At 73.2% G+C, this 17847-nt stretch carries 15 protein-coding genes and 2 riboswitches; of the genes, 11 read left to right on the top strand and 4 right to left on the bottom strand.

All coding sequences use genetic code 11. The features are described from left to right. Positions 1-250: 250 nt before the first annotated feature. Positions 251-370, top strand: a riboswitch (SAM riboswitch). 52 nt (positions 371-422) lie between these two features. Next, positions 423-1799, top strand: a complete 1377-nt coding sequence (locus tag AC060L_RS35830) for an aminotransferase class V-fold PLP-dependent enzyme (RefSeq protein ID WP_483803175.1) — start codon at positions 423-425, stop codon at positions 1797-1799. 63 nt (positions 1800-1862) lie between these two features. Here AC060L_RS35830 and AC060L_RS35825 read toward each other — a convergent pair whose 3' ends face one another. Together AC060L_RS35825 and AC060L_RS35820 are read right to left on the bottom strand one after the other, a co-directional pair. Continuing rightward, positions 1863-2144 carry an Lrp/AsnC family transcriptional regulator gene (locus tag AC060L_RS35825; protein ID WP_483803174.1) on the bottom strand — a complete coding sequence of 94 codons (282 nt, stop codon included), beginning with the start codon at positions 2142-2144 and terminating at the stop codon, positions 1863-1865. After that, a complete protein-coding gene (locus AC060L_RS35820) occupies positions 2141-2992 on the bottom strand; it encodes a rhomboid family intramembrane serine protease (RefSeq protein ID WP_483803173.1) in 852 nt (283 codons plus the stop codon). Before AC060L_RS35820 ends, AC060L_RS35825 begins: the two co-directional genes overlap by 4 nt. A 229-nt stretch (positions 2993-3221) precedes the next feature. Here AC060L_RS35820 and AC060L_RS35815 point away from each other — a divergent pair, with 229 nt between their 5' ends. The 6 genes from AC060L_RS35815 (at position 3222) to AC060L_RS35790 (ending at position 10788) form a co-directional block, all read left to right on the top strand. Continuing rightward, positions 3222-3476, top strand: coding sequence for a hypothetical protein (locus AC060L_RS35815; RefSeq protein WP_483803172.1), 255 nt, complete (start codon positions 3222-3224; stop codon positions 3474-3476). Between the two features lie 174 nt (positions 3477-3650). Further along, positions 3651-5183 carry an NYN domain-containing protein gene (locus AC060L_RS35810; protein WP_483803171.1) on the top strand — a complete coding sequence of 511 codons (1533 nt, stop codon included), beginning with the start codon at positions 3651-3653 and terminating at the stop codon, positions 5181-5183. Positions 5184-5413: 230 nt separating this feature from the next. After that, positions 5414-6442 (top strand): C40 family peptidase, encoded by a 1029-nt coding sequence (locus AC060L_RS35805; protein ID WP_483803170.1) that lies wholly within the window; start codon positions 5414-5416, stop codon positions 6440-6442. Between the two features lie 264 nt (positions 6443-6706). After that, positions 6707-6858, top strand: a riboswitch (cyclic di-AMP (ydaO/yuaA leader). A 3-nt stretch (positions 6859-6861) separates the two neighbouring features. After that, on the top strand, positions 6862-8037 hold the full coding sequence (locus AC060L_RS35800; protein WP_483803169.1) for a C40 family peptidase: 1176 nt from the start codon (positions 6862-6864) through the stop codon (positions 8035-8037). A gap of 388 nt (positions 8038-8425) precedes the next feature. Continuing rightward, positions 8426-9544, top strand: a complete 1119-nt coding sequence (locus AC060L_RS35795) for a C40 family peptidase (protein ID WP_483803168.1) — start codon at positions 8426-8428, stop codon at positions 9542-9544. Positions 9545-9663: 119 nt separating this feature from the next. Then, on the top strand, positions 9664-10788 hold the full coding sequence (locus AC060L_RS35790; protein ID WP_483803167.1) for a hypothetical protein: 1125 nt from the start codon (positions 9664-9666) through the stop codon (positions 10786-10788). A gap of 46 nt (positions 10789-10834) precedes the next feature. Here the strand turns inward: AC060L_RS35790 and AC060L_RS35785 are convergent, their stop codons facing one another. Next, complete coding sequence (locus AC060L_RS35785) at positions 10835-12247, bottom strand: glycosyltransferase 87 family protein (protein ID WP_483803166.1); 1413 nt, start codon at positions 12245-12247, stop codon at positions 10835-10837. Positions 12248-12465: 218 nt separating this feature from the next. On the opposite strand from AC060L_RS35785, the gene AC060L_RS35780 reads away from it, so the two are divergent. Next, the gene (locus AC060L_RS35780; protein ID WP_483803165.1) at positions 12466-13605 is read left to right on the top strand and encodes a glycosyltransferase family 4 protein; all 1140 of its coding nucleotides are present in this window, start codon (positions 12466-12468) and stop codon (positions 13603-13605) included. A gap of 61 nt (positions 13606-13666) precedes the next feature. Here AC060L_RS35780 and AC060L_RS35775 read toward each other — a convergent pair whose 3' ends face one another. Beyond that, a complete protein-coding gene (locus AC060L_RS35775; RefSeq protein WP_483803164.1) occupies positions 13667-15460 on the bottom strand; it encodes an AMP-dependent synthetase/ligase in 1794 nt (597 codons plus the stop codon). 281 nt (positions 15461-15741) lie between these two features. Between AC060L_RS35775 and AC060L_RS35770 the strand changes: the two genes are divergently transcribed. Genes AC060L_RS35770 through AC060L_RS35760 form a run of 3 tightly spaced genes read left to right on the top strand, consistent with a single transcriptional unit; the run spans position 15742 to position 17722 of the window. Beyond that, the gene (locus AC060L_RS35770; RefSeq protein ID WP_483803163.1) at positions 15742-16173 is read left to right on the top strand and encodes an SRPBCC family protein; all 432 of its coding nucleotides are present in this window, start codon (positions 15742-15744) and stop codon (positions 16171-16173) included. An 8-nt stretch (positions 16174-16181) separates the two neighbouring features. After that, the gene (locus AC060L_RS35765; protein ID WP_483803162.1) at positions 16182-17402 is read left to right on the top strand and encodes an ArsA family ATPase; all 1221 of its coding nucleotides are present in this window, start codon (positions 16182-16184) and stop codon (positions 17400-17402) included. 59 nt (positions 17403-17461) lie between these two features. Next, a complete protein-coding gene (locus tag AC060L_RS35760; RefSeq protein ID WP_483803161.1) occupies positions 17462-17722 on the top strand; it encodes a DUF5304 family protein in 261 nt (86 codons plus the stop codon). Positions 17723-17847: the final 125 nt, after the last annotated feature.

Here is a 17847-nt window from a genome sequence, read left to right as displayed (position 1 = left end):
GTCGTCAGACCCCCTTCTGCTCGGCGACGCCATGCACGCACTCTCGCCGCGCCGGGCACAGGCCCAAGTACGTCCAGTACGAGGGCCTGTGCCCGGCACGCCGAGAGCACGCACCTGACGCCGCCAAGCCGCCCTGCGGGCGACGAAGCGGGTCTGACGACAGGCCCCGGGACGCGTGCCGTCTCGGGCCCGTCCACATGGTGGATGGTGATTTGACCACTCCTCGGCGGTCTGCTTAGAGTCTGCGACAGGTCATGAGTGACAGCGCGACAAGCCCCAGCTTGCTGTCCGGCAACCCTCCGTCCGTGGCGGGGTGCCCTGGGTGAAGACCGGGCCAGGCGGCGAGAAGTCCGCCCGGCAAGCGCGGACCACCGGCATATCTGCACTCCCGGGGTCCCTACCTCCCAAGGGAGTGTTGTCTGATGTCCGCTGTTCCCACCTCGCTCTGCGCCCCGCTCGCCGTCCTCGGCGCCGACGTCCAGGTCCCGCTGGTCGGTGGCGAGAAGGTCGCCTACGCCGCGCTCGACTACGCCGCCAGTGCCCCCGCGCTCCAGCGGGTCTGGGACGACGTGGCCGCGTACGCCCCCTACTACGGCAGCGTGCACCGCGGCGCCGGCTACCTCTCGCAGCTCTCCACCGACCTGTTCGAGCAGAGCCGGCGCACCGTCGAGGAGTTCCTCGACCTGCGCGAGGACGACCAGGTCGTCTTCACCCGGGCCACCACCGACTCGCTGAACCTGCTGGCCGGCGTGCTGCCGACCGGGACCAGGGTGTTCGCCTTCGAGACCGAGCACCACGCCTCGCTGCTGCCCTGGCGCCGCGACGGGCTGACCGTGAGCTACCTGCGCGCGCCGCGCTCGCACGCCGAGGCGGTCGCCGCGCTGGACGAGGCGCTGGCCGCCCACCCGGGCGGGCCGCGGCTGTTCTGCGTCACCGGTGCCTCGAACGTGACCGGCGAGCTGTGGCCGGTGGCCGAGCTGACCGAGGTGGCGCACCGGCACGGCGCCCGGGTCGTGCTGGACGCCGCGCAGCTGGCGCCGCACCACCGGGTCTCGGTCCGTGAGCTGGGCGTGGACTGGATCGCGTTCTCCGGCCACAAGCTGTACGCGCCGTTCGGCGCGGGCGTGCTGGCCGGGCGCGCCGACTGGCTGGACGCGGCCGAGCCGTACCTGGCGGGCGGCGGCGCCAGCCGCACGGTGGCCCGCGAGCTGGACGGCTCGGTGGCGGTCGAGTGGCAGCGCGGCCCGGCCCGGCACGAGGCCGGCTCGCCGAACGTGATCGGCGCCTACGCGATCGCCGCCGCCTGCCGGGCGCTCACCGAGGCCGGCTTCGACACCTTGCAGGACCGCGAGCAGCGGCTGATCGCCCGGCTGACGGCCGGCCTGGCCGAGATCCCCGAGGTCCGGGTGCTCAGCCTGTTCGGCGAGCAGGCCGCTCGGGTGGGGGTGCTCTCGTTCGTGGTGCAGGGCTGGAACAGCTCGCACTTCGCGGCCGCGCTCTCGGCCGAGTACGGCATCGGAGTGCGCGACGGCCTGTTCTGCGCGCACCCGCTGGTCCGCACGCTGCTGGGCGGCGAGGAGACCACGCCTTCGCAGTGTGGCGCGCCGGAACCCTCGCTGCCGGGCGAGCGCAGCCTGAACGCGATCCGGGTCAGCTTCGGCGCGGGTACGCCCGACGAGCACCTGGACCGCTTCCTGGCCGCCGTCCGCGAGCTGGTCACCGACGGTGCCCGCTGGACCTACCGCAACGAGGGCGGCCGCTGTGTGGCCGTCGATGCGGTGGCGGACGAGCGCCGCTGACGACTGCGGGGCCGGGGCCCGTCCGGGGCCTCGGCCCCGCAGTCCAGGTTCAGCCGCGCCGGCTCAGCCGTCCAGGCCGAGCGCGAACGCGGTCTCCAGGTCGTGCTGGGAGTAGGTGCGGAAGGCGATCTGCGTCTCGGTGTGCGCGACCCCGGGCACCTTGTTGAGCCGCCCGGGGATCACGTCCGCCAGGTCGTCGTGCCGGCGCACCCGCACCATGGCGACCAGGTCGTAGCCACCGGTCACCGAGTAGACCTCGCTCACCCCGTCGATCGCGGCGATCGCCTCGGCGATTTCGGGGATCCGGTCCACGCTGGTCTTGATGAGCACGATGGCGGTGATCATTGCGGCGCTCCAGATGGCGGGGTCTGCCCGGCCGGGGGCCGGGGGCGGATGGGCTCAGCGTATCCGCCCCGCCGTACCCGCAGCCGAACGGCCAGGAACCCGGCCGCGAAGCCGATCACATGGGCCAGGTACGCCACCCCCGGGCCGGCCTGGTGGGCCGACCACCACTGGACAGCGAACCAGAGCCCGAGCACCAGCCAGGCCGGGAAGCGCAGCGGGAGATAGAGGAGCAGCGGGACCAGCGCGGTGACCCGGGCCCGCGGGTACAGCCGCAGGTAGCCGCCGAGCACGCCGGCGATCGCGCCGGACGCGCCGACCAGCGGCCGCAGCGCCTCGGGGCCGCTCGCGCCGGTCAGCGCGTAGCCGTACGCGGCGATGCCGCCGAGCAGCAGATAGAAGAGGAGGAAGCGCACCCGGCCCAGCCGCGCCTCGACGTCCGGGCCGAAGACGAAGAGGAAGAGCATGTTGCCCAGCAGGTGCAGCCAGCCGCCGTGCACGAAGAGCGAGCTGAGCACCGAGAGCAGCGGGATCTTGCCCGGCGTGGGGAGGACCGGGCAGCCGGCCACCGGGGGAGCGGTGCCGGCCAGCTGGGCCGCCGTCAGCGGACGGTCGGTCAGCAGTTCGGTCGGGATCGCGCCCCAGCGCTGCTGGTAGTGCTGGGCCGCGCAGGCCCGGTCGGTGGCCGTCCGCCCGTAGCCCGGGGCCAGGCCGCTCGGGCCGGCCAGGAAGACCAGGCAGTTGACGACGATCAGCAGATAGCTGACCACCGGCGCCGGTCCACGGCCGTCGGGCTCGGCCGGATACCGCCGCGGGACCACCGGGACCGTCTGGACCGCCTCCATCGCCATGCGCGGATCCATTCCGCGTGCGGGCCCGGGCGACACCGCGCTGTGCTGCGACCGGGTTACCGGCCGTGCGTTCGAGTCATACGTTTGAGCTGAGCTGCGGGGCCAGCGGCCCAGGTGGGAACCGGTATCCGGTGCCCACTGTCGCAGGGGCAGGCCCTAGGCTTGGGCCTGGCTGCAGCACAGCGCGGTGTCGCCGCCGGACCCCGGACCAGCCGAGAGGACCCGCCTCATGACCGTCCCCGTTCCGACCGCCGAGACCCGTTGGCGCTGCACGCTCTGCGGCAACCTGACCCGCTTCGACGTGACCCGGTCCTCCCGGGTGGTCGAGTACGTGCACCTGGACCTGGCCGGCGAGCCGACGGTCGAGGAGACCGAGGTGCTCAGCGAGACGCTGGAATCGGTGCGCTGCCGCTGGTGCAACGCGGTCGACCAGGTCGAGCTGGTGGCCCGGCCCGGCGCGGAGTCGGCCGAACCCGGCGAGTAGCCGCTCGGGCGGCGCCGCGCGGGGGTGGCGGCGCCCATGAGTGGCGTGGTGTCCCTGGGACGCCGCACACGAGACAATTGCACAGGGCGGTGCGTCAGGGTGGTGCGTGAGGGGGACGGCGGCAGCCGGGCGACGCACCCCGCAGACCAGATCAGGATCGGAGCCGAGGACGCGATGGACGCAGCGAGGGAGGGCACCGGGCCGCAGGCGCGGCCGCCGGCCGGCTCGGAGTCCGCGACGCCGTCGGCCGCGCCCGAGTCGGCGCCGGTGGGGACGCCGGTCGAGCCGTCGGCCGTCGTGCCGACCGCGTCGCCCGGTGAGTCGTCGGCTGAGCAGCCGACCGCGTCGTCGGGTGAGTCGCAGTCAGCCGCCGACCAGGCTGCCGCCGAGGCCCCGGTCGAGCAGCTGGACCACCCGCTGCCCGAGGGCGTGCGCCGCCGGGTGGTCGGCCTGGCCGCCGACGCGCTCGGCGGGCTGCCGCCCGCCGAGCTGCCGACCGCCCTGCGTCCGTACGCGAAGTTCACCGCCGCCCGCCGCGCCAAGTACGCCGGCACCGCGCTGGCCGCCGCGCTGGAGGCCGAGCCGGTCTTCCGGCTGCGGATAGCTGACCGGCTGCGGGTCGCCCAGCCCGACCTGGTCAAGGCGCTGGAGGCCGGCCAGGTGCCGGGCGCGGCGGAGCCGCTGGACGTGGCCGCCGCCGCCTACCTGCTGCGCCCGCGCGGTTGGGCGAAGCTGGTGGTCGAGGCCGGCGAGCAGGTCCAGCGGGCCGGTGCCGAGGACGCGGCCGCCGAGGCGGTCCGGATGGTGGAGAAGCTCCAGGCGGAGCTGGCGTCCGCCCGCGCCGCCGCCCGCGCCGATCTGGACCGTCAGCGGGCCGAGTCCGAGTCCACCCGCAAGGAGCTGGAGACGCTGCGCAAGAAGCAGCGCAGCCTGGAGAGCGACACCCGCCGCGCGCAGGCCGAGACCCGCAGGCTGCAGGCCGAGCTGGCCGCCGGCGCCGCCGCTGCCGCCACCGAGCGCGGCGCGGCGGAGAGCGAGAACCGCCGGCTCAAGCACCGGGTCGCCGAGCTGGAGACCGCGCTGGAGGCCGGCCGCCGTTCGGCCCGCGAGGGCCGCAGCGTGGAGGACATGCGGCTGCGGCTGCTGCTGGACACCGTGCTCCAGTCGGCCCAGGGCCTGCAGCGCGAGCTGGCGCTGCCGGTCACCCGGCTGCATCCGGCCGACCTGGTGGACGCCGTGGTCCCGGGCACCGCCTCGCCGCACGACGTGGCCCGGCGCGGGCTGGCCGAGGACGACCCGGCGCTGCTCGACCAGCTGCTGGCGATCCCTCAGGTGCACCTGGTGGTCGACGGCTACAACGTGACCAAGACCGGCTACCCGACGCTGCCGCTGGAGCAGCAGCGGATGCGGCTGCTCGGCGGTCTGGCGATGCTGGCGCAGCGCACCCAGGCCGAGGTGACCTGCGTCTTCGACGGGCAGGACCTGGACGTCCCGGTGATCATGGCGCCACCGCGCGGGGTGCGGGTGCGGTTCAGCCGCACCGGGCAGACCGCCGACGAGCTGATCCGCCAGCTGGTCCGGGCCGAGCCGCAGGGGCGCCCGGTGGTGGTGGTCTCGGCGGACCGGGAGGTCGCGGACGGCGTGCGGAAGGCCGGCGCGCGCCCCGTTTCTTCGATTCTGCTGCTGAACCGGCTCTCCCGGACCTGATCGGGGCTCAGCCGGGCGGTAGCGTTCAACCGCAGACGCGGGTGCTGCCCAGCCCGGTTATCGGCAGGTCATCGCGCCGTGTGGGGATCGTGAAGGCCACTGCTCCGAACGTAGTTCGTCGCTGCGAAGGAGTAGCGCGAACATGTGATCTTCACTAGGGTCTGGCGTCAAACCTATTTTTCTGGTTACTCATCCGATCGGGTGAGGCCAGTAGAAGAAGGAGCAGTCCCGTGGCGACCCACCGCCGTTCCAAGCAGCCGAGCCGCGTGCGGGTCACCGTGCTCACCGCCGCTGCGGCGACTGCCGTTGCCCTCTCCGCGCAGACCGGGGCGTGGGCCGATCCCAAGCCGTCCACGGAGGACGTCAAGGCCCAGATCGACGCGCTGAACAACCAGCAGGAAGTCGCCTCCGAGAAGTACGACGGCATCAAGGAGCACGGCGACCAGATGCGCGCGCAGGCCGCGCAGCTGCAGGACGAGGTGGCGCGGACCCAGGACCAGGTCACCCAGCTGCAGTCCGGCCTCGCCGCGGTGGCCGGTGAGCAGTACCGCAACGGGGGCATCGACCCGTCGGTCCAGATGATGCTCAGCTCCAACCCGAAGACCTACCTGGACCAGGCCTCCAGCATGGATCTGGCCACCTCCACCCAGACCGACCAGCTCAAGTCGCTCCAGGCGGAGCAGCGCAAGCTGGACCAGGAGAAGAAGGAAGCCGGCGACGCGCTGGCCGAGCTGGACCGCTCCACCAAGGAGCTGAACGACGCCAAGACGGACGTGCAGAACAAGCTCGCGGCCGCGCAGAAGCTGCTCAACTCGCTGAGCGCCGCGGACCGCGCCGCGCTCCAGGCGGACGACCGCGCCTCGCGCAGCAGCAGCCGGGTGGACCTCAGCGCGCTGCCGCCGGCCTCCGGCTACGCCGGCGCCGCGGTGGCCGCCGCGCTCAGCAAGCTGGGCCACGCCTACGTCTGGGGCGCCTCCGGCTCCACCTACTTCGACTGCTCGGGGCTGACCCAGTGGGCGTACGGGCAGGCCGGCGTCTCGCTGCCGCGCACGACGTACGAGCAGGTCGACGTCGGCACCCGGGTGCCGAGCCTGGCGCAGGCCCAGCCCGGCGACCTGATCTTCTACGGCGGCGACCTGCACCACGTCTCCATGTACATCGGCAACGGCCAGGCGGTGCACGCCCCGCACACCGGCGACGTGGTCCGGATCGCGGACGCCGCCTCGATCGGTTCGATCAACCAGATCCGCCGCCCCTGACTGACGGCACTGACTGACGGGACGCCAGGGGCCGATGTGACCTGGGACACCCGTCCGTGCGCGACATGATCACCAGTCAGTGATCCACATAGCACGCAGAGTCAAAGTTAGCCGTTTTTTCTGACAAGGATTTGAACGGATCACAGATCTGTTACTAGGGTCAGGGACCGTACCACCGCGACCTTGGTCGCCCGACCCGGGCGGCGGCGGTGGTTCGCGCCGAGTTCGGAAAGCAGCACGGACAGTTGACTGTCCGGTGGGGAGCCCGCAGGGGCGCTGTGGACCGGAGCCGGGGAACCACGTTTCCCTCGGGGTGAATCGGCGCCAGAGTCGGCCTGACGGTCGGTGAGGCGTCGTAGGGCAGCTTCCAGCCCGAACCCGTCAGCTCACCCGGTAGGCGGTCGAAGGAAGAAGGATTCGTGGCGTCCCATCGTCGTCCCAAGCCCGTCGGTCGTACCCGCGCGTCGATCCTGACCGCCGCTGCCGCGACCGCCGTCGCCATCTCCGCGCAGAGCGCCGCGCACGCCGACCCGGCCCCGACCATCGACTCGGTCAAGACCCAGGTCGACCAGCTGAACGCGCAGGCCGACCAGGCCACCCAGCAGTACGACGGCGCGCAGGAGAAGCAGCAGACCCTGCAGAAGCAGGTCAGTGACCTGCAGGACCAGGTGGCGCGGCAGCAGGACCAGGTGACGAACCTGCAGACCGGGCTCTCCCAGGTGGCCGCCAACCAGTACGCCAACGACGGCATATCGCCGACCGTGCAGATGATGCTGACCACCCGCCCGGACAGCTTCCTGTCCCAGGCGAGTTCGCTCAATCAGCTGAACAGCACGCAGTCCGAGACGCTGAAGGAACTGCAGACCGAGCAGCGCAAGCTCGACCAGGACAAGGCCGAGGCGCAGAGCAAGCTCGCCGACCTGGACGCCACCACCCAGCAGCTCAAGACCGCCAAGGAGCAGGTCCAGAGCAAGCTGCAGGCGGCGCAGACCCTGCTCAACACGCTGACCGAGCAGCAGCGTCAGCAGATCGCCGCCGCCGAGGCGAAGGCCGCCGCCGACGCGCAGGCCGCCGCCCAGAAGGCCGCCGCCGACGCCCAGGCGGCCGCGGCCGCCAAGGCCGCCGCCGACTCGCAGGCCGCCGCCTCGCGCAGCACCACCCGCAGCGACCTGAGCGCCCCGTCCTCCGCCCCCTCCACCGCCGCCAGCGCGCCCGCCGCGCCGAGCGGTGGCGGCAGCAACTCGGCGGCCTCCGCCGCGATCGCCGCCGCCGTCAGCAAGCTGGGCACGCCGTACTCCTGGGGGGCGAGCGGCCCGAACAGCTTCGACTGCTCCGGCCTCATGCAGTGGGCGTACGCGCAGGCCGGCATCTCGCTGCCGCGCACCTCGCAGGAGCAGGCATCGGCCGGCACCAACATCGGCACCAACCTCGCCAACGCGCAGCCCGGCGACCTGCTCATCTTCTTCGGCAACGAGGGCCACGTCGGCATGTACGTCGGTGGCGGTCAGATGATCCACGCCCCGCACGAGGGCGCCGTGGTCAGGTACGAGTCCGCCTCGGTCATCACGCCGCTCGTGGCGATCGTGCGCCCCTGACACCTGGGGCCTGTCCGGGCGATCTTGCCGGGCGCGCGACGCCGGGCATCCCGCCTGGACGCACCGGCGAATCATCCAAGTACGGCCCAGTACGAGGACGATCCGCCGGCACGCCCAGCCGGGCGCCCAACGCCGCGCGCTGATCCGACAAGATCGCCCGGACAGGCCCCAGGCACCACGCCAACGGCCCGGCCCGGCTCCCTTCTTGGGGGCCGGGCCGCTGTCGTTCGGGCCCGGCTCGGCGCAAGTGCCCCGCGCTGGTGTCCGATTGGGGATCAAATATTCGTATTGGCCATGGTTTGGACTCCCTTGCCGGGACTCGCTAACGTCTGCGCTCGGACTTCCGTTCACCGACCTTGGCCTCCCCGCCGATTGGAGCCGTCAGCCCATGGCGATGCCGCAGCGCCCGGTCCCCCCGGGCCGTTCCCCGAATGCCCCGGCGGGCCGCTCGGGTGCCGCCGGGCGGCTCGCCCGGGTGCTGGCGGTCACCGCCGCCGCGACCACCGCGCTGGCGATGACGGCCGGACCGGGGCAGGCCGCGCCGCGGCCGGACAAGAGCGAGGTCAAGGCCCAGGTCGACCAGCTGTACGTGCAGGCCGAGCAGGCCTCGGAGAAGTCCAGCGCGGCCGAGGAGGCGCAGAAGCGCTTGCAGGCCGAGGCCGGTGCGCTGCAGTCGCAGGTCGCGACGGCCCAGGACACGCTCAACCGGATGCGCGGCGACCTGGCCACCGTCGCGGCCGCCGAGTACCGGGCCGGCGGTCTGGACCCGTCGATCCAGCTGATCCTCTCCTGCGACCCGGCGAACTACCTGGCCCGGGCCCGTGACCTCGGCCAGGCGGCCGAGCAGCGGGCCGCGACGCTGCACGAGGTGATCGAGCAGCAGCACCGGCTCGACCAGCGGCGGGCCGAGGCGACCGGCAAGCTCGCCGAGCTGGAGGCGGTGCGCCGCTCGCTGGCCGACGCCAAGCAGCAGGTCCAGCAACGGCTGAAGAGCGCGCAGGCGCTGCTCGACACCCTGACCGAGGCGGAGCGGGCCCAGCTCGTGGCGCAGGACGCCAGCGAGGCGCACGAGCGCGCGGCGCGCGGTGCGGACCGGGCCGAGCTGGGCAACCAGCCACCCGCCCCGGACCGGGTGGAACCGGGCAACCAGCCGCCCTCCTCGGACCGGGCGGCGGTCGCCCTGGCGGCGGTGCTCAGCAAGCTCGGTTCGCCCTACGTCTACGGATCCACCGGCCCGGGTACCTTCGACTGCTCGGGTCTGATGTACTGGGCCTGGCGGCAGGCCGGAGTGACCCTGCCGCGCACCTCGCAGGCGCAGGCGTTCGGGGGGCAGCGGATCAGCCTGGCCGAGGCGCGACCGGGAGACCTGGTGATCTTCTTCAAGGACATGCACCACGTGGGCATGTACGTGGGCAACGGCAACGTCGTGCACGCGCCGTACCCCGGGGCCCGGGTCCGCTACGAGAGCGCCTCGGTGATGCCGGTCGCGGCGGTGGTGCGGGTCTGAACGTCGAGCAGTCGGACGCCGCCGCCGGGAACCGCGCCGGGCAGGCCGTCTCGCATGCCACCGACTATCCCGCCCCGCCCCGGGCCCACGGCCGTCAACGGTCATCCGGCGCGGGCGGGTTGACCAGGCGTGCCGCGCTGCTGCTCGCGGCGGGTGCACTGACCCAGCTCTCGGTGCCGCGGGCGCCGCTGAGGCCGCACCCGGCGGTCGCCGCTCCGCTCACCGACGCCGGGCTGGCCGACCTGCTCGCGGCGCACGGCCGGACGCTGCGCAGCGGCCCGCTCGCCGCGCTGCCGCTGGCCCAGTTCGACTACCGGCTGACCGGCCGGGACGAGTCCGGCTGCTCGGCCGAGCTCTCCTACCGGCTGCAGGACTACGACGATTACCCCGCGCTGCTCCAGCGCCGCTTCGAGCTCGGCGCCGACGGCACGCTGGGCGCCGAGACGGCGGCCCCGCAGGCCGCCGCCGCGCCCTGGGACCTCGGCCCGCTGCACGTGGCCCGGGGCACCCACAGCCTGGTGCTCGGCCCGGCCGACCCGGTCGAGCTGACCGCACTCGCCGGGGTCGCCGACCAGGCGGTGCCGACCGTCAACGGACTCTGGGGGACCGACTGGGCCGGCCGGCTGCTGGTCCAGCTGCCGGACACCGAGCAGCAGTTCGCCGCGCTGCTCGGGGTGGCGGCCTCCTCGTACAGCGACATAGCCGCGGTGACCAGCGCGGTCGCCGGGGCCCCGGTGCACACCCCGGCGGACCGGGTGATCGTCAACCCCGACGCGTACCGCCAGCTCAGCGCGCTCGGCAGGCGTGTGGTCGTCACGCACGAGTCCACTCACGTGGCGACCCGGGCGGACACCCATCCGTGGACCCCGCTCTGGCTCTCCGAAGGGGTCGCCGACTACACCGGCTACCTGGGCACCGGGCGCACCGCGAAGCAGATCGCGCCCGAGCTGGCGCAGGACGTCGCGGGTGGCATGGTGCCCAGCCAGCTGCCGCTGGACACCGACTTCGCGGCCGGTTCGGCCGGCATCGCGCAGGCCTACGAGCTCTCCTGGCTGGCCTGCGACCTGATCGCCCGCAAGCACGGCAAGCCGGTCCTGGTCGCGGTCTACCGGGGAGTCGGCGCCGCTGGTCCGGGCGCCGGGCGTGAGCAGCAGCTGGACCGGGTCCTGCACCAGCACCTGGGCTACGGGCTGGCCGTGTTCACCAAGACGTGGGTGGCCGAGGTGCTCCGCCAGCTGAAGTAGCGGCGGCGGCTGAAGTAGCGGCGGGCAGCCGAAGCAGCGGCGGGCGTCAGCCGCGCTCGATCTCGTCCAGCAGGCTCTGCTCGTAGGCGATCCCGGGCCGGACCGGGTACTTCTTCTCCGGCGCGGGCAGCATGACGGTCGCCGGCGAGCCCCCCGCCGTCGGGCCGGCCGCGACCGGCGTGTCCATGGTGGACTGCCACAGCCGTCGGCAGGACACGATCGCGGCGGCCAGCAGCAGCAGGTTGCGCGAGCCCAGCACCACGACGCCCCAGGGCTGGCTGTTGACGATCGCTCCGAAGTCCATCGGGAACTCGATCGTGGTCAGCACGGTGGCGATCAGGATCATCACGGCCACCGGCCGCTGGCGGCTGCCGCGCACGGTCAGGCAGACCGCGGCGAGACCGACCAGCCAGATCATGTACTGCGGGCTGATCACCCGGCTGGTCACGGTGAAGATCAGCAGCGTGGCGAGCGCCGCGTCGTACGTGGTGGACGGCTGCCAGCGGCGGGCCCGCACCCGCCAGTACAGCAGCCAGGCGAAGCCGGCGATGCTCGCGCCGACCATGACCTTGGAGATCACCGTGACCCAGGGCCCGAGCATCTCGACCGAGCCGAAGTTCATCGTCACCGCGCCGTGCCAGCCGCCGGCCAGCCGGGCGATGTGCACCGGCAGCGCGCCCAGCGACTCGACCTCGATGCCGCGGCCGGCCTGGAAGCTCAGGAACTCGAAGGCGCCGTTCATGCCCGCGGCGAGCAGGAAGGCCAGCGTCGCGATCGCGGCCAGCGCGGCGCTCCAGGAGCGCCGGGTGCGCCGTCCGCGCGGCGTGCCGGCCAGCCCGAGCAGCGGCCAGACCTTGATCAGCCCGCCGAACCCGAGCAGTATGCCGCCCAGGACCGGTCTGCGCAGGATCACCAGCAGGCCGGTCACGGCGAGCGCGGTGACCAGGATGTCGTAGCGGCAGTAGACCGTCGGCCCGAGCAGCGGCACCCCGATCACCCAGATCCAGGCGCCGGCGAAGCTGCGGCCCTTGCGCATCCCCGAGCGCACCAGCATGCCCATCGCGAGCGCGTCGAAGACGCCGCAGATCACGTAGAAGGAGATCAGGTAGGACCAGGGCAGCATCCCGGGCAGCAGCATCACGAGCGCGGCGCCGGGCGGGTACTGCCAGGTCACGTCGTCCATCGGGAAGGTGCCGGTCTGCAGCACCTCGTACCAGCCGTGGTAGATCACCGAGACGTCGGTGGTCACGTCCAGGTTGCTGATCCGCAGGATGCCGAGCACCAGCAGCACGATCAGCGTCCGGGTGACCAGCCAGCCGGCTCCCAGCCCCCAGAGCCCGCGGCGGCCGGGGGCGGCCGGCGTGACGGCGGTGGCCCCCGGCGTTGGGGCCACGGCAAGGGCGAGACCGCCGCCGCCGTCGATGCCGCCCTGACCGGCCGCGCCGTCCTCCGCCAACACCACTGAGCTCCCTCGTTGCTTCGCCGCGCGCCTGCCTGGCCCGGGTCGGTGTCCGACACCGTGCGGAGCCCGTGGGGGTCCGTCTGGACTAGGACAGACTCAGCGGGGAAACGGTTCCGGTGCGGTCTTCCGTTCCCGGCTGGTCGGCATGGTGACCTATGGTACGGATCAGCGAGCGGTGAACCGAGCACCCCCCGACCGAGCGAGCCGTGGCCAGTATGCCGAAAACCTTCATTGTCACCAACGACTTTCCCCCACGTCCAGGGGGAATCCAGCAGTTCATCCACAACATGGCGGTGCGTCAGCCGGCCGACTCGATTGTGGTGTACGCCTCATCGTGGCGGGACGGTTCCGAGGTGGCCGCCTTCGACGCCGAGCAGCCGTTCCCGGTGATCCGCGACCGCAGCACGATGATGGTGCCGACGCCGCGGGTGACCAGGCGGGCCGCCGAGATCCTGCGGGCCGAGGGCTGCGACCGGGTCTGGTTCGGCGCGGCCGCTCCGCTGGGGTTGATGGCCCCCGCGCTGCGCCGGGCGGGCGCCGGGCGGCTGCTCGGCATGACGCACGGCCACGAGGCCGCCTGGGCCCAGCTGCCGGGCTCGCGGCAGCTGCTGCGCCGGATCGGCGAGGGCACCGACGTGCTGACCTACCTCGGTGAGTACACCCGCTCCCGGATCGCCCGCGCGGTCGGGCCCGGCCCGGCCGCCCGCATGGTGCGGCTGCCGCCGGGAGTGGACGAGAAGGCGTTCCACCCCGGCTCCGGCGGCGCCGAGGTGCGGGCCCGGCTCGGTCTCAGCGACCGTCCGGTCGTCGTCTGCGTCTCCCGGGTGGTGCCGCGCAAGGGGCAGGACACGCTGATCGCCGCGCTGCCGCGGATCCTGGCCGCCGAGCCGGAGGCGGTGCTGCTGGTCGTCGGCGGTGGGCCCTACCTGCCCGAGCTGCGCAAGCTCGCGCAGGCCACCGGCGTGGACCGGTCGGTGGTGTTCACCGGCGAGGTGCCGTGGGCCGAGCTGCCCGCGCACTTCGGCGCCGGCGACGTCTTCGCGATGCCGTGCCGGACCAGGCGCGGCGGGCTGGACGTCGAGGGGCTCGGCATCGTCTACCTGGAGGCCTCGGCGACCGGGCTGCCGGTGGTGGCCGGGGACTCCGGCGGGGCGCCTGACGCCGTGCTGGAGGGCGAGACGGGGTACGTGGTGCCCGGCGGCTCGCCGGCCGCGGCGGCGGACCGGATCGTCCGGCTGCTCGGCGACGAGGCACTGCGCCGCAAGCTCGGCGAGGCCGGGCGGCGCTGGGTGGAGGACGCCTGGCGCTGGGACCTGCTCGCCGGGCGCCTCGGCGAGCTGCTCGCGGCGGAGTAGTAGTCGACGAAAGAGGGGGCGCGCTGCTCGTTGCGAGCGGCGCGTCCCCTCTTCTTGGTCACTACTTCTGGTAGAGCGCCTCGACCTCGGTCGCGTAGTCCTTCAGCACGACGTTGCGCTTGAGCTTCAGCGAGGGCGTCAGGTAGCCGTTGGCCTCGGAGAAGACGGTGTCCAGGATCCGGAACTTCTTCACCGCCTCGGCGTGCGAGACCGCCTTGTTGCCCTCGTCCACCGCCTCCTGGATCGCGGCCAGCAGCTGCGGGTCGTCGCGCAGCTCGGCCGGCGTGGCGGGCGGGCGCCCGTTCAGCTCCAGCCACCTGGGCAGGAACTCCTCGTCGATGGTGACCAGGCAGGCGATGAACGGCCTGCGGTCGCCGACCACCATCACCTCGCCGACCAGCGGGTGCGCGCGGATCCGGTCCTCGATCACCGCGGGGGCCACGTTCTTGCCGCCGGCCGTGACGATGATCTCCTTCTTGCGGCCGGTGATGGTCAGGTAGCCGTCGGAGTCCAGCGAACCGAGGTCGCCGGTTGCGAACCAGCCGTCGCGCAGCGCCTCGGCGGTCGCGGTCGGGTTGTTCCAGTAGCCGGTGAAGACCTGCGGGCCGTTCAGCAGCACCTCGCCGTCCTCGGCGATCCGCACCGTGGAGCCGGGGACCGGCTGGCCGACCGTGCCGATCTTCGGCTTGTCGTCCGGGTTGAAGGTGAAGGCGGCGCAGGTCTCGGTCAGGCCGTAGCCCTCCAGCACGGTGAAGCCGGCGCCGCGGTAGAAGTGGCCGAGGCGCTCGCCGAGCGGCGCGCCGCCGGAGATCGCGTGGGTGGCCCGGCCGCCGAGCGCGGCCCGCAGCTTGCTGTAGACGAGCTTGTCGAAGACCGCGTGCTTGAGCTTGAGCAGCAGGCCCGCGCCGCCCTGGTCCTGGGCCCGGCTGTAGGCGATCGCGGTGTCGGCGGCCCGGTCGAAGATCTTGCCCTTGCCGTCCGCCTGGGCCTTGGCCCGCGCGGTGTTGTAGACCTTCTCGAAGACCCGGGGCACGCCCAGGATCAGCGTCGGGCGGTACGAGGCCAGCTCGGCGGTGACGTCCTTGATGTCCGAGACGTGGCCGATCTTGATCGGGGCGATCGCGGCGGCGATCTCGGCGATCCGGCCGAGCACGTGGGCCAGCGGCAGGAAGAGCAGCACCGAGCTCTCGCCGGTGCGGAACAGCTCGGGCATCCGGGCCGTCACGTTGCCGAGCTCGGAGATGAAGTTGCCGTGGGTGAGTTGACAGCCCTTCGGGCGGCCGGTGGTGCCCGAGGTGTAGACGATGGTCGCGAGCGAGTCCTCGGTGGGGACCGAGCGGCGCTCGGTCACGGTCGCGTCGGTGACCGAGGCGCCGGCCGCGGCCAGTGCGGCGATCGCGCCCTGCTCGATCTGCCAGGTGTGCCGGAGCTCGGGCAGCCGGTCGCGGACCGACTCGACCACGGCGGCGTGGCTGTCGGTCTCGGTGACCAGCGCGACCGCACCGGAGTCGCTGAGGATCCAGTGCACCTGCTCGGCGGAGGAGGTCTCGTACACCGGGACGGTGACCGCGCCCGCGCTCCAGATCGCGAAGTCCAGCAGCGTCCACTCGTAGCGGGTGCGCGACATCACGGCGACCCGGTCGCCCGGCGTCACGCCGGAGGCGATCAGGCCCTTGGCCACCCGGTGCACCTCGGTCAGGAAGGCGCTCGCGCTGAGGTCCTGCCACTGGCCGTTCAGCTTCCGGCTGATCACCGCGACACCCGGGTGCCGGGCGGCGTTCTGGTGGACCAGGTCGGAGAGGTTGCCGCCGCTCGGTACCTGGTATCGGGCCGGAAGGCTGAACTCGTCGAGCACTACTGCTCCTCGTCTGCGACGCTGCGGGACGGCAGGACGTTACTGCCCGGTAAGGAGATTCGGATAGGGGGGTCGGCCGCGGTGTTCGAAGTGTCACATCCGCAGCTCGGCGCTGATCGTTCCGACCCGCACCTTACGACAGCCGTCCGGTGACCCGTCGGTAGGGCTCCTGGGGCAGCCCCGGTGGGCCGGGGGGTGCCCGCCGCCGCGATAGCCTTCGAGGGCACCTGAGCATTCCAGGGCACCTGACGAGTGGCACGGGACGACGCGGAGGCCCACCCATGGCGGAACACACCAGGTCGAGCATTGTCATCGCGAAGCCGCCGGCCGAGGTGATGGCAGTGATCGCCGACTTCGAGGCGTACCCGCAGTGGACCGGTGAGGTCAAGGAGATCGAGGTGCTCGGCCGCACCGAGCAGGGCCGGGCCAGCGAGGTCCGGCTGGTGCTGGACGCCGGTGCGATCCGCGACGAGCACGTGCTCGCGTACACCTGGGAGGACGACCGGCTCGTCTCCTGGACGCTGGTCAAGAGCCAGATGCTGCGCGCGCTGGACGGCTCGTACGCGCTGGCGCCGGTCGGCGGCGGCACCGAGGTGACCTACCAGCTGGCCGTGGACGTCAAGATCCCGATGCTCGGCATGATCAAGCGCAAGGCCGAGAAGGTGATCATCGACCGTGCGCTCGCCGGTCTGAAGAAGCGCGTCGAGGGCTGATCCGAGTCATGGCACAGGCGGGGGAGCGGCAGCAGCAGCCGGGTGGTGCGGAGCAGGCGGTCCGGACGGTCCTGGTCACCGGCGACCCGGCCGCAGTGCCCGCGGTGGCCGCCGCCACCGCGCTGCACGCCGCCCGGCGCGGCCTGCGCACCCTGCTGCTCGCCGCCGACGACCCGTACCGGCTGGTCGATGACGCACTCGGCCTGCGGCTGACCGGCGGCCCCGCAGCCGTCGACGACGGCCTGTGGGCGAGCCGGATCGACGAGCAGGACGCGTTCCGGCGCGCCCTGGCCGGGCTGGACGGGCGACTGCGCACCGGCTTCGACCTGCTCGGCGTGGACCCGCTGGAGCCCGACGAGCTGACCGCGCTGCCCGGCACCCGCGAGCTGGCGCTGTTGCACGCGCTGCGGCTGCCCGCCGGCAGCTACGACCTGGTGGTCGCCGCCGCCCCGCCGCCCGCCGAGCTGACCGCCGCGCTCGCGCTGCCCGAACAGCTGGACCGCTACCTGGCCCGGCTGCTGCCCGAGCAGCGCCAGGCCGCCCGCGCGCTGCGCCCGCTGCTGGCCGCGGTGGCCGGCGTCCCGATGCCCTCCGAGTGGCTGTACAGCGCGCGCGGCTGGGCGGCCGGCGAGCTGGCCGCGACCCGGCGGGTGATCGAGTCGCCCGGCACCTCGGTGCGGCTGGTCGCCGACGCCGGCTCCTGCTCGCCGGGCGGACTGCGCCGGGCCGCCGCCGGTCTCGCGCTGTTCGGCCACCGGCTGGACGCGGTGGTCGCGCACCGCACGCTGCCGCCCGCCGCGGCGGCCTCCGCCGATCCGTGGCTGGCCGGGCAGGCCGCCCGGGAGCGGGACCGGTTGGCCCGGCTGGAGCTGGGCGTGCCGCTGCTGACGGCCGACCAGTCGGCCGGCGACCTGCCGGCGCTGGCCGCGCAGCTCTACGGTGACGGCCCCGGCCCGGCCCCCGTCACCGACTGGCCGTGGCGCGCCGAGGACCGGCTGGCCGAGGACGGCGTGCTGATCTGGCGCCTCACCGCGCCCGGCGCCGAGCGCGCCGACCTGGAGCTGATGCGGCGCGGCGACGAACTGGTGGTCGGCCTCGGCGCGTACCGGCGGATCCTGCCGCTGCCCGCCGCGCTGCGCCGCTGCACGGTCGAAGGGGCCGCACTGCGTGACGGCGAGTTGACGTTGCGCTTCGCGCCGGACCCGGACCTCTGGCCACAGGGCCGGTAGCAACCGGTAGCGTCGAGTGGTGGGCGCGGATGCGTCCACTGCTTGGAAAGGCGCGCGTGATGAAGAGTTCAGAGCCACAGGACCCGCAGCCCGGTGCCGGCCAGCTGGTCGATGAGGTGCGCAAGCTGGCCTGCGCGGTCGGCGAGCAGGCCGAACGGGCCTTCGGCCGGATCAGGGACGAGCACCCCGAGGTCTACCGGCACCTCTCGGCCGCCGGTTCCGAGCTGGTGGCCGCCTACCGGGCCGCGGTGGCCGGGCACGAGCGGCGCTGGGCCGCGCCGGCGCAGCAGGAATCCGAGCACATCGACGTGGACGGCTGAGCCGTCCGCCGGCCCCGGCCGCGCCCTGCGACGCTACGCGCGCTGACTACCCAGTGGATTCCCGTCACTACCGAAAGCCCTGAATCGTACGACTTTTGAAGCCTCTCGGCGGGGTTCCCTCGGCC

The organism is Kitasatospora sp. NEAU-69, assembly GCF_057158765.1.
Note: the sequence above shows the minus strand (reverse complement) of the source record. Positions and strands in the feature narration are given on the sequence as shown.

Bases quoted from the DNA above. Each gene is read 5' to 3' on its own strand.
- AC060L_RS35820 (WP_483803173.1), bottom strand. From the start codon at position 2,992: ATGGCGATGGAGGCGGTCCAGACGGTCCCGGTGGTCCCGCGGCGGTAT.
- AC060L_RS35760 (WP_483803161.1), top strand. From the start codon at position 17,462: ATGAAGAGTTCAGAGCCACAGGACCCGCAGCCCGGTGCCGGCCAGCTG.
- AC060L_RS35765 (WP_483803162.1), top strand. From the start codon at position 16,182: ATGGCACAGGCGGGGGAGCGGCAGCAGCAGCCGGGTGGTGCGGAGCAG.
- AC060L_RS35825 (WP_483803174.1), bottom strand. From the start codon at position 2,144: ATGATCACCGCCATCGTGCTCATCAAGACCAGCGTGGACCGGATCCCC.
- AC060L_RS35770 (WP_483803163.1), top strand. From the start codon at position 15,742: ATGGCGGAACACACCAGGTCGAGCATTGTCATCGCGAAGCCGCCGGCC.
- AC060L_RS35780 (WP_483803165.1), top strand. From the start codon at position 12,466: ATGCCGAAAACCTTCATTGTCACCAACGACTTTCCCCCACGTCCAGGG.
- AC060L_RS35795 (WP_483803168.1), top strand. From the start codon at position 8,426: ATGGCGATGCCGCAGCGCCCGGTCCCCCCGGGCCGTTCCCCGAATGCC.
- AC060L_RS35810 (WP_483803171.1), top strand. From the start codon at position 3,651: ATGGACGCAGCGAGGGAGGGCACCGGGCCGCAGGCGCGGCCGCCGGCC.
- AC060L_RS35815 (WP_483803172.1), top strand. From the start codon at position 3,222: ATGACCGTCCCCGTTCCGACCGCCGAGACCCGTTGGCGCTGCACGCTC.
- AC060L_RS35830 (WP_483803175.1), top strand. From the start codon at position 423: ATGTCCGCTGTTCCCACCTCGCTCTGCGCCCCGCTCGCCGTCCTCGGC.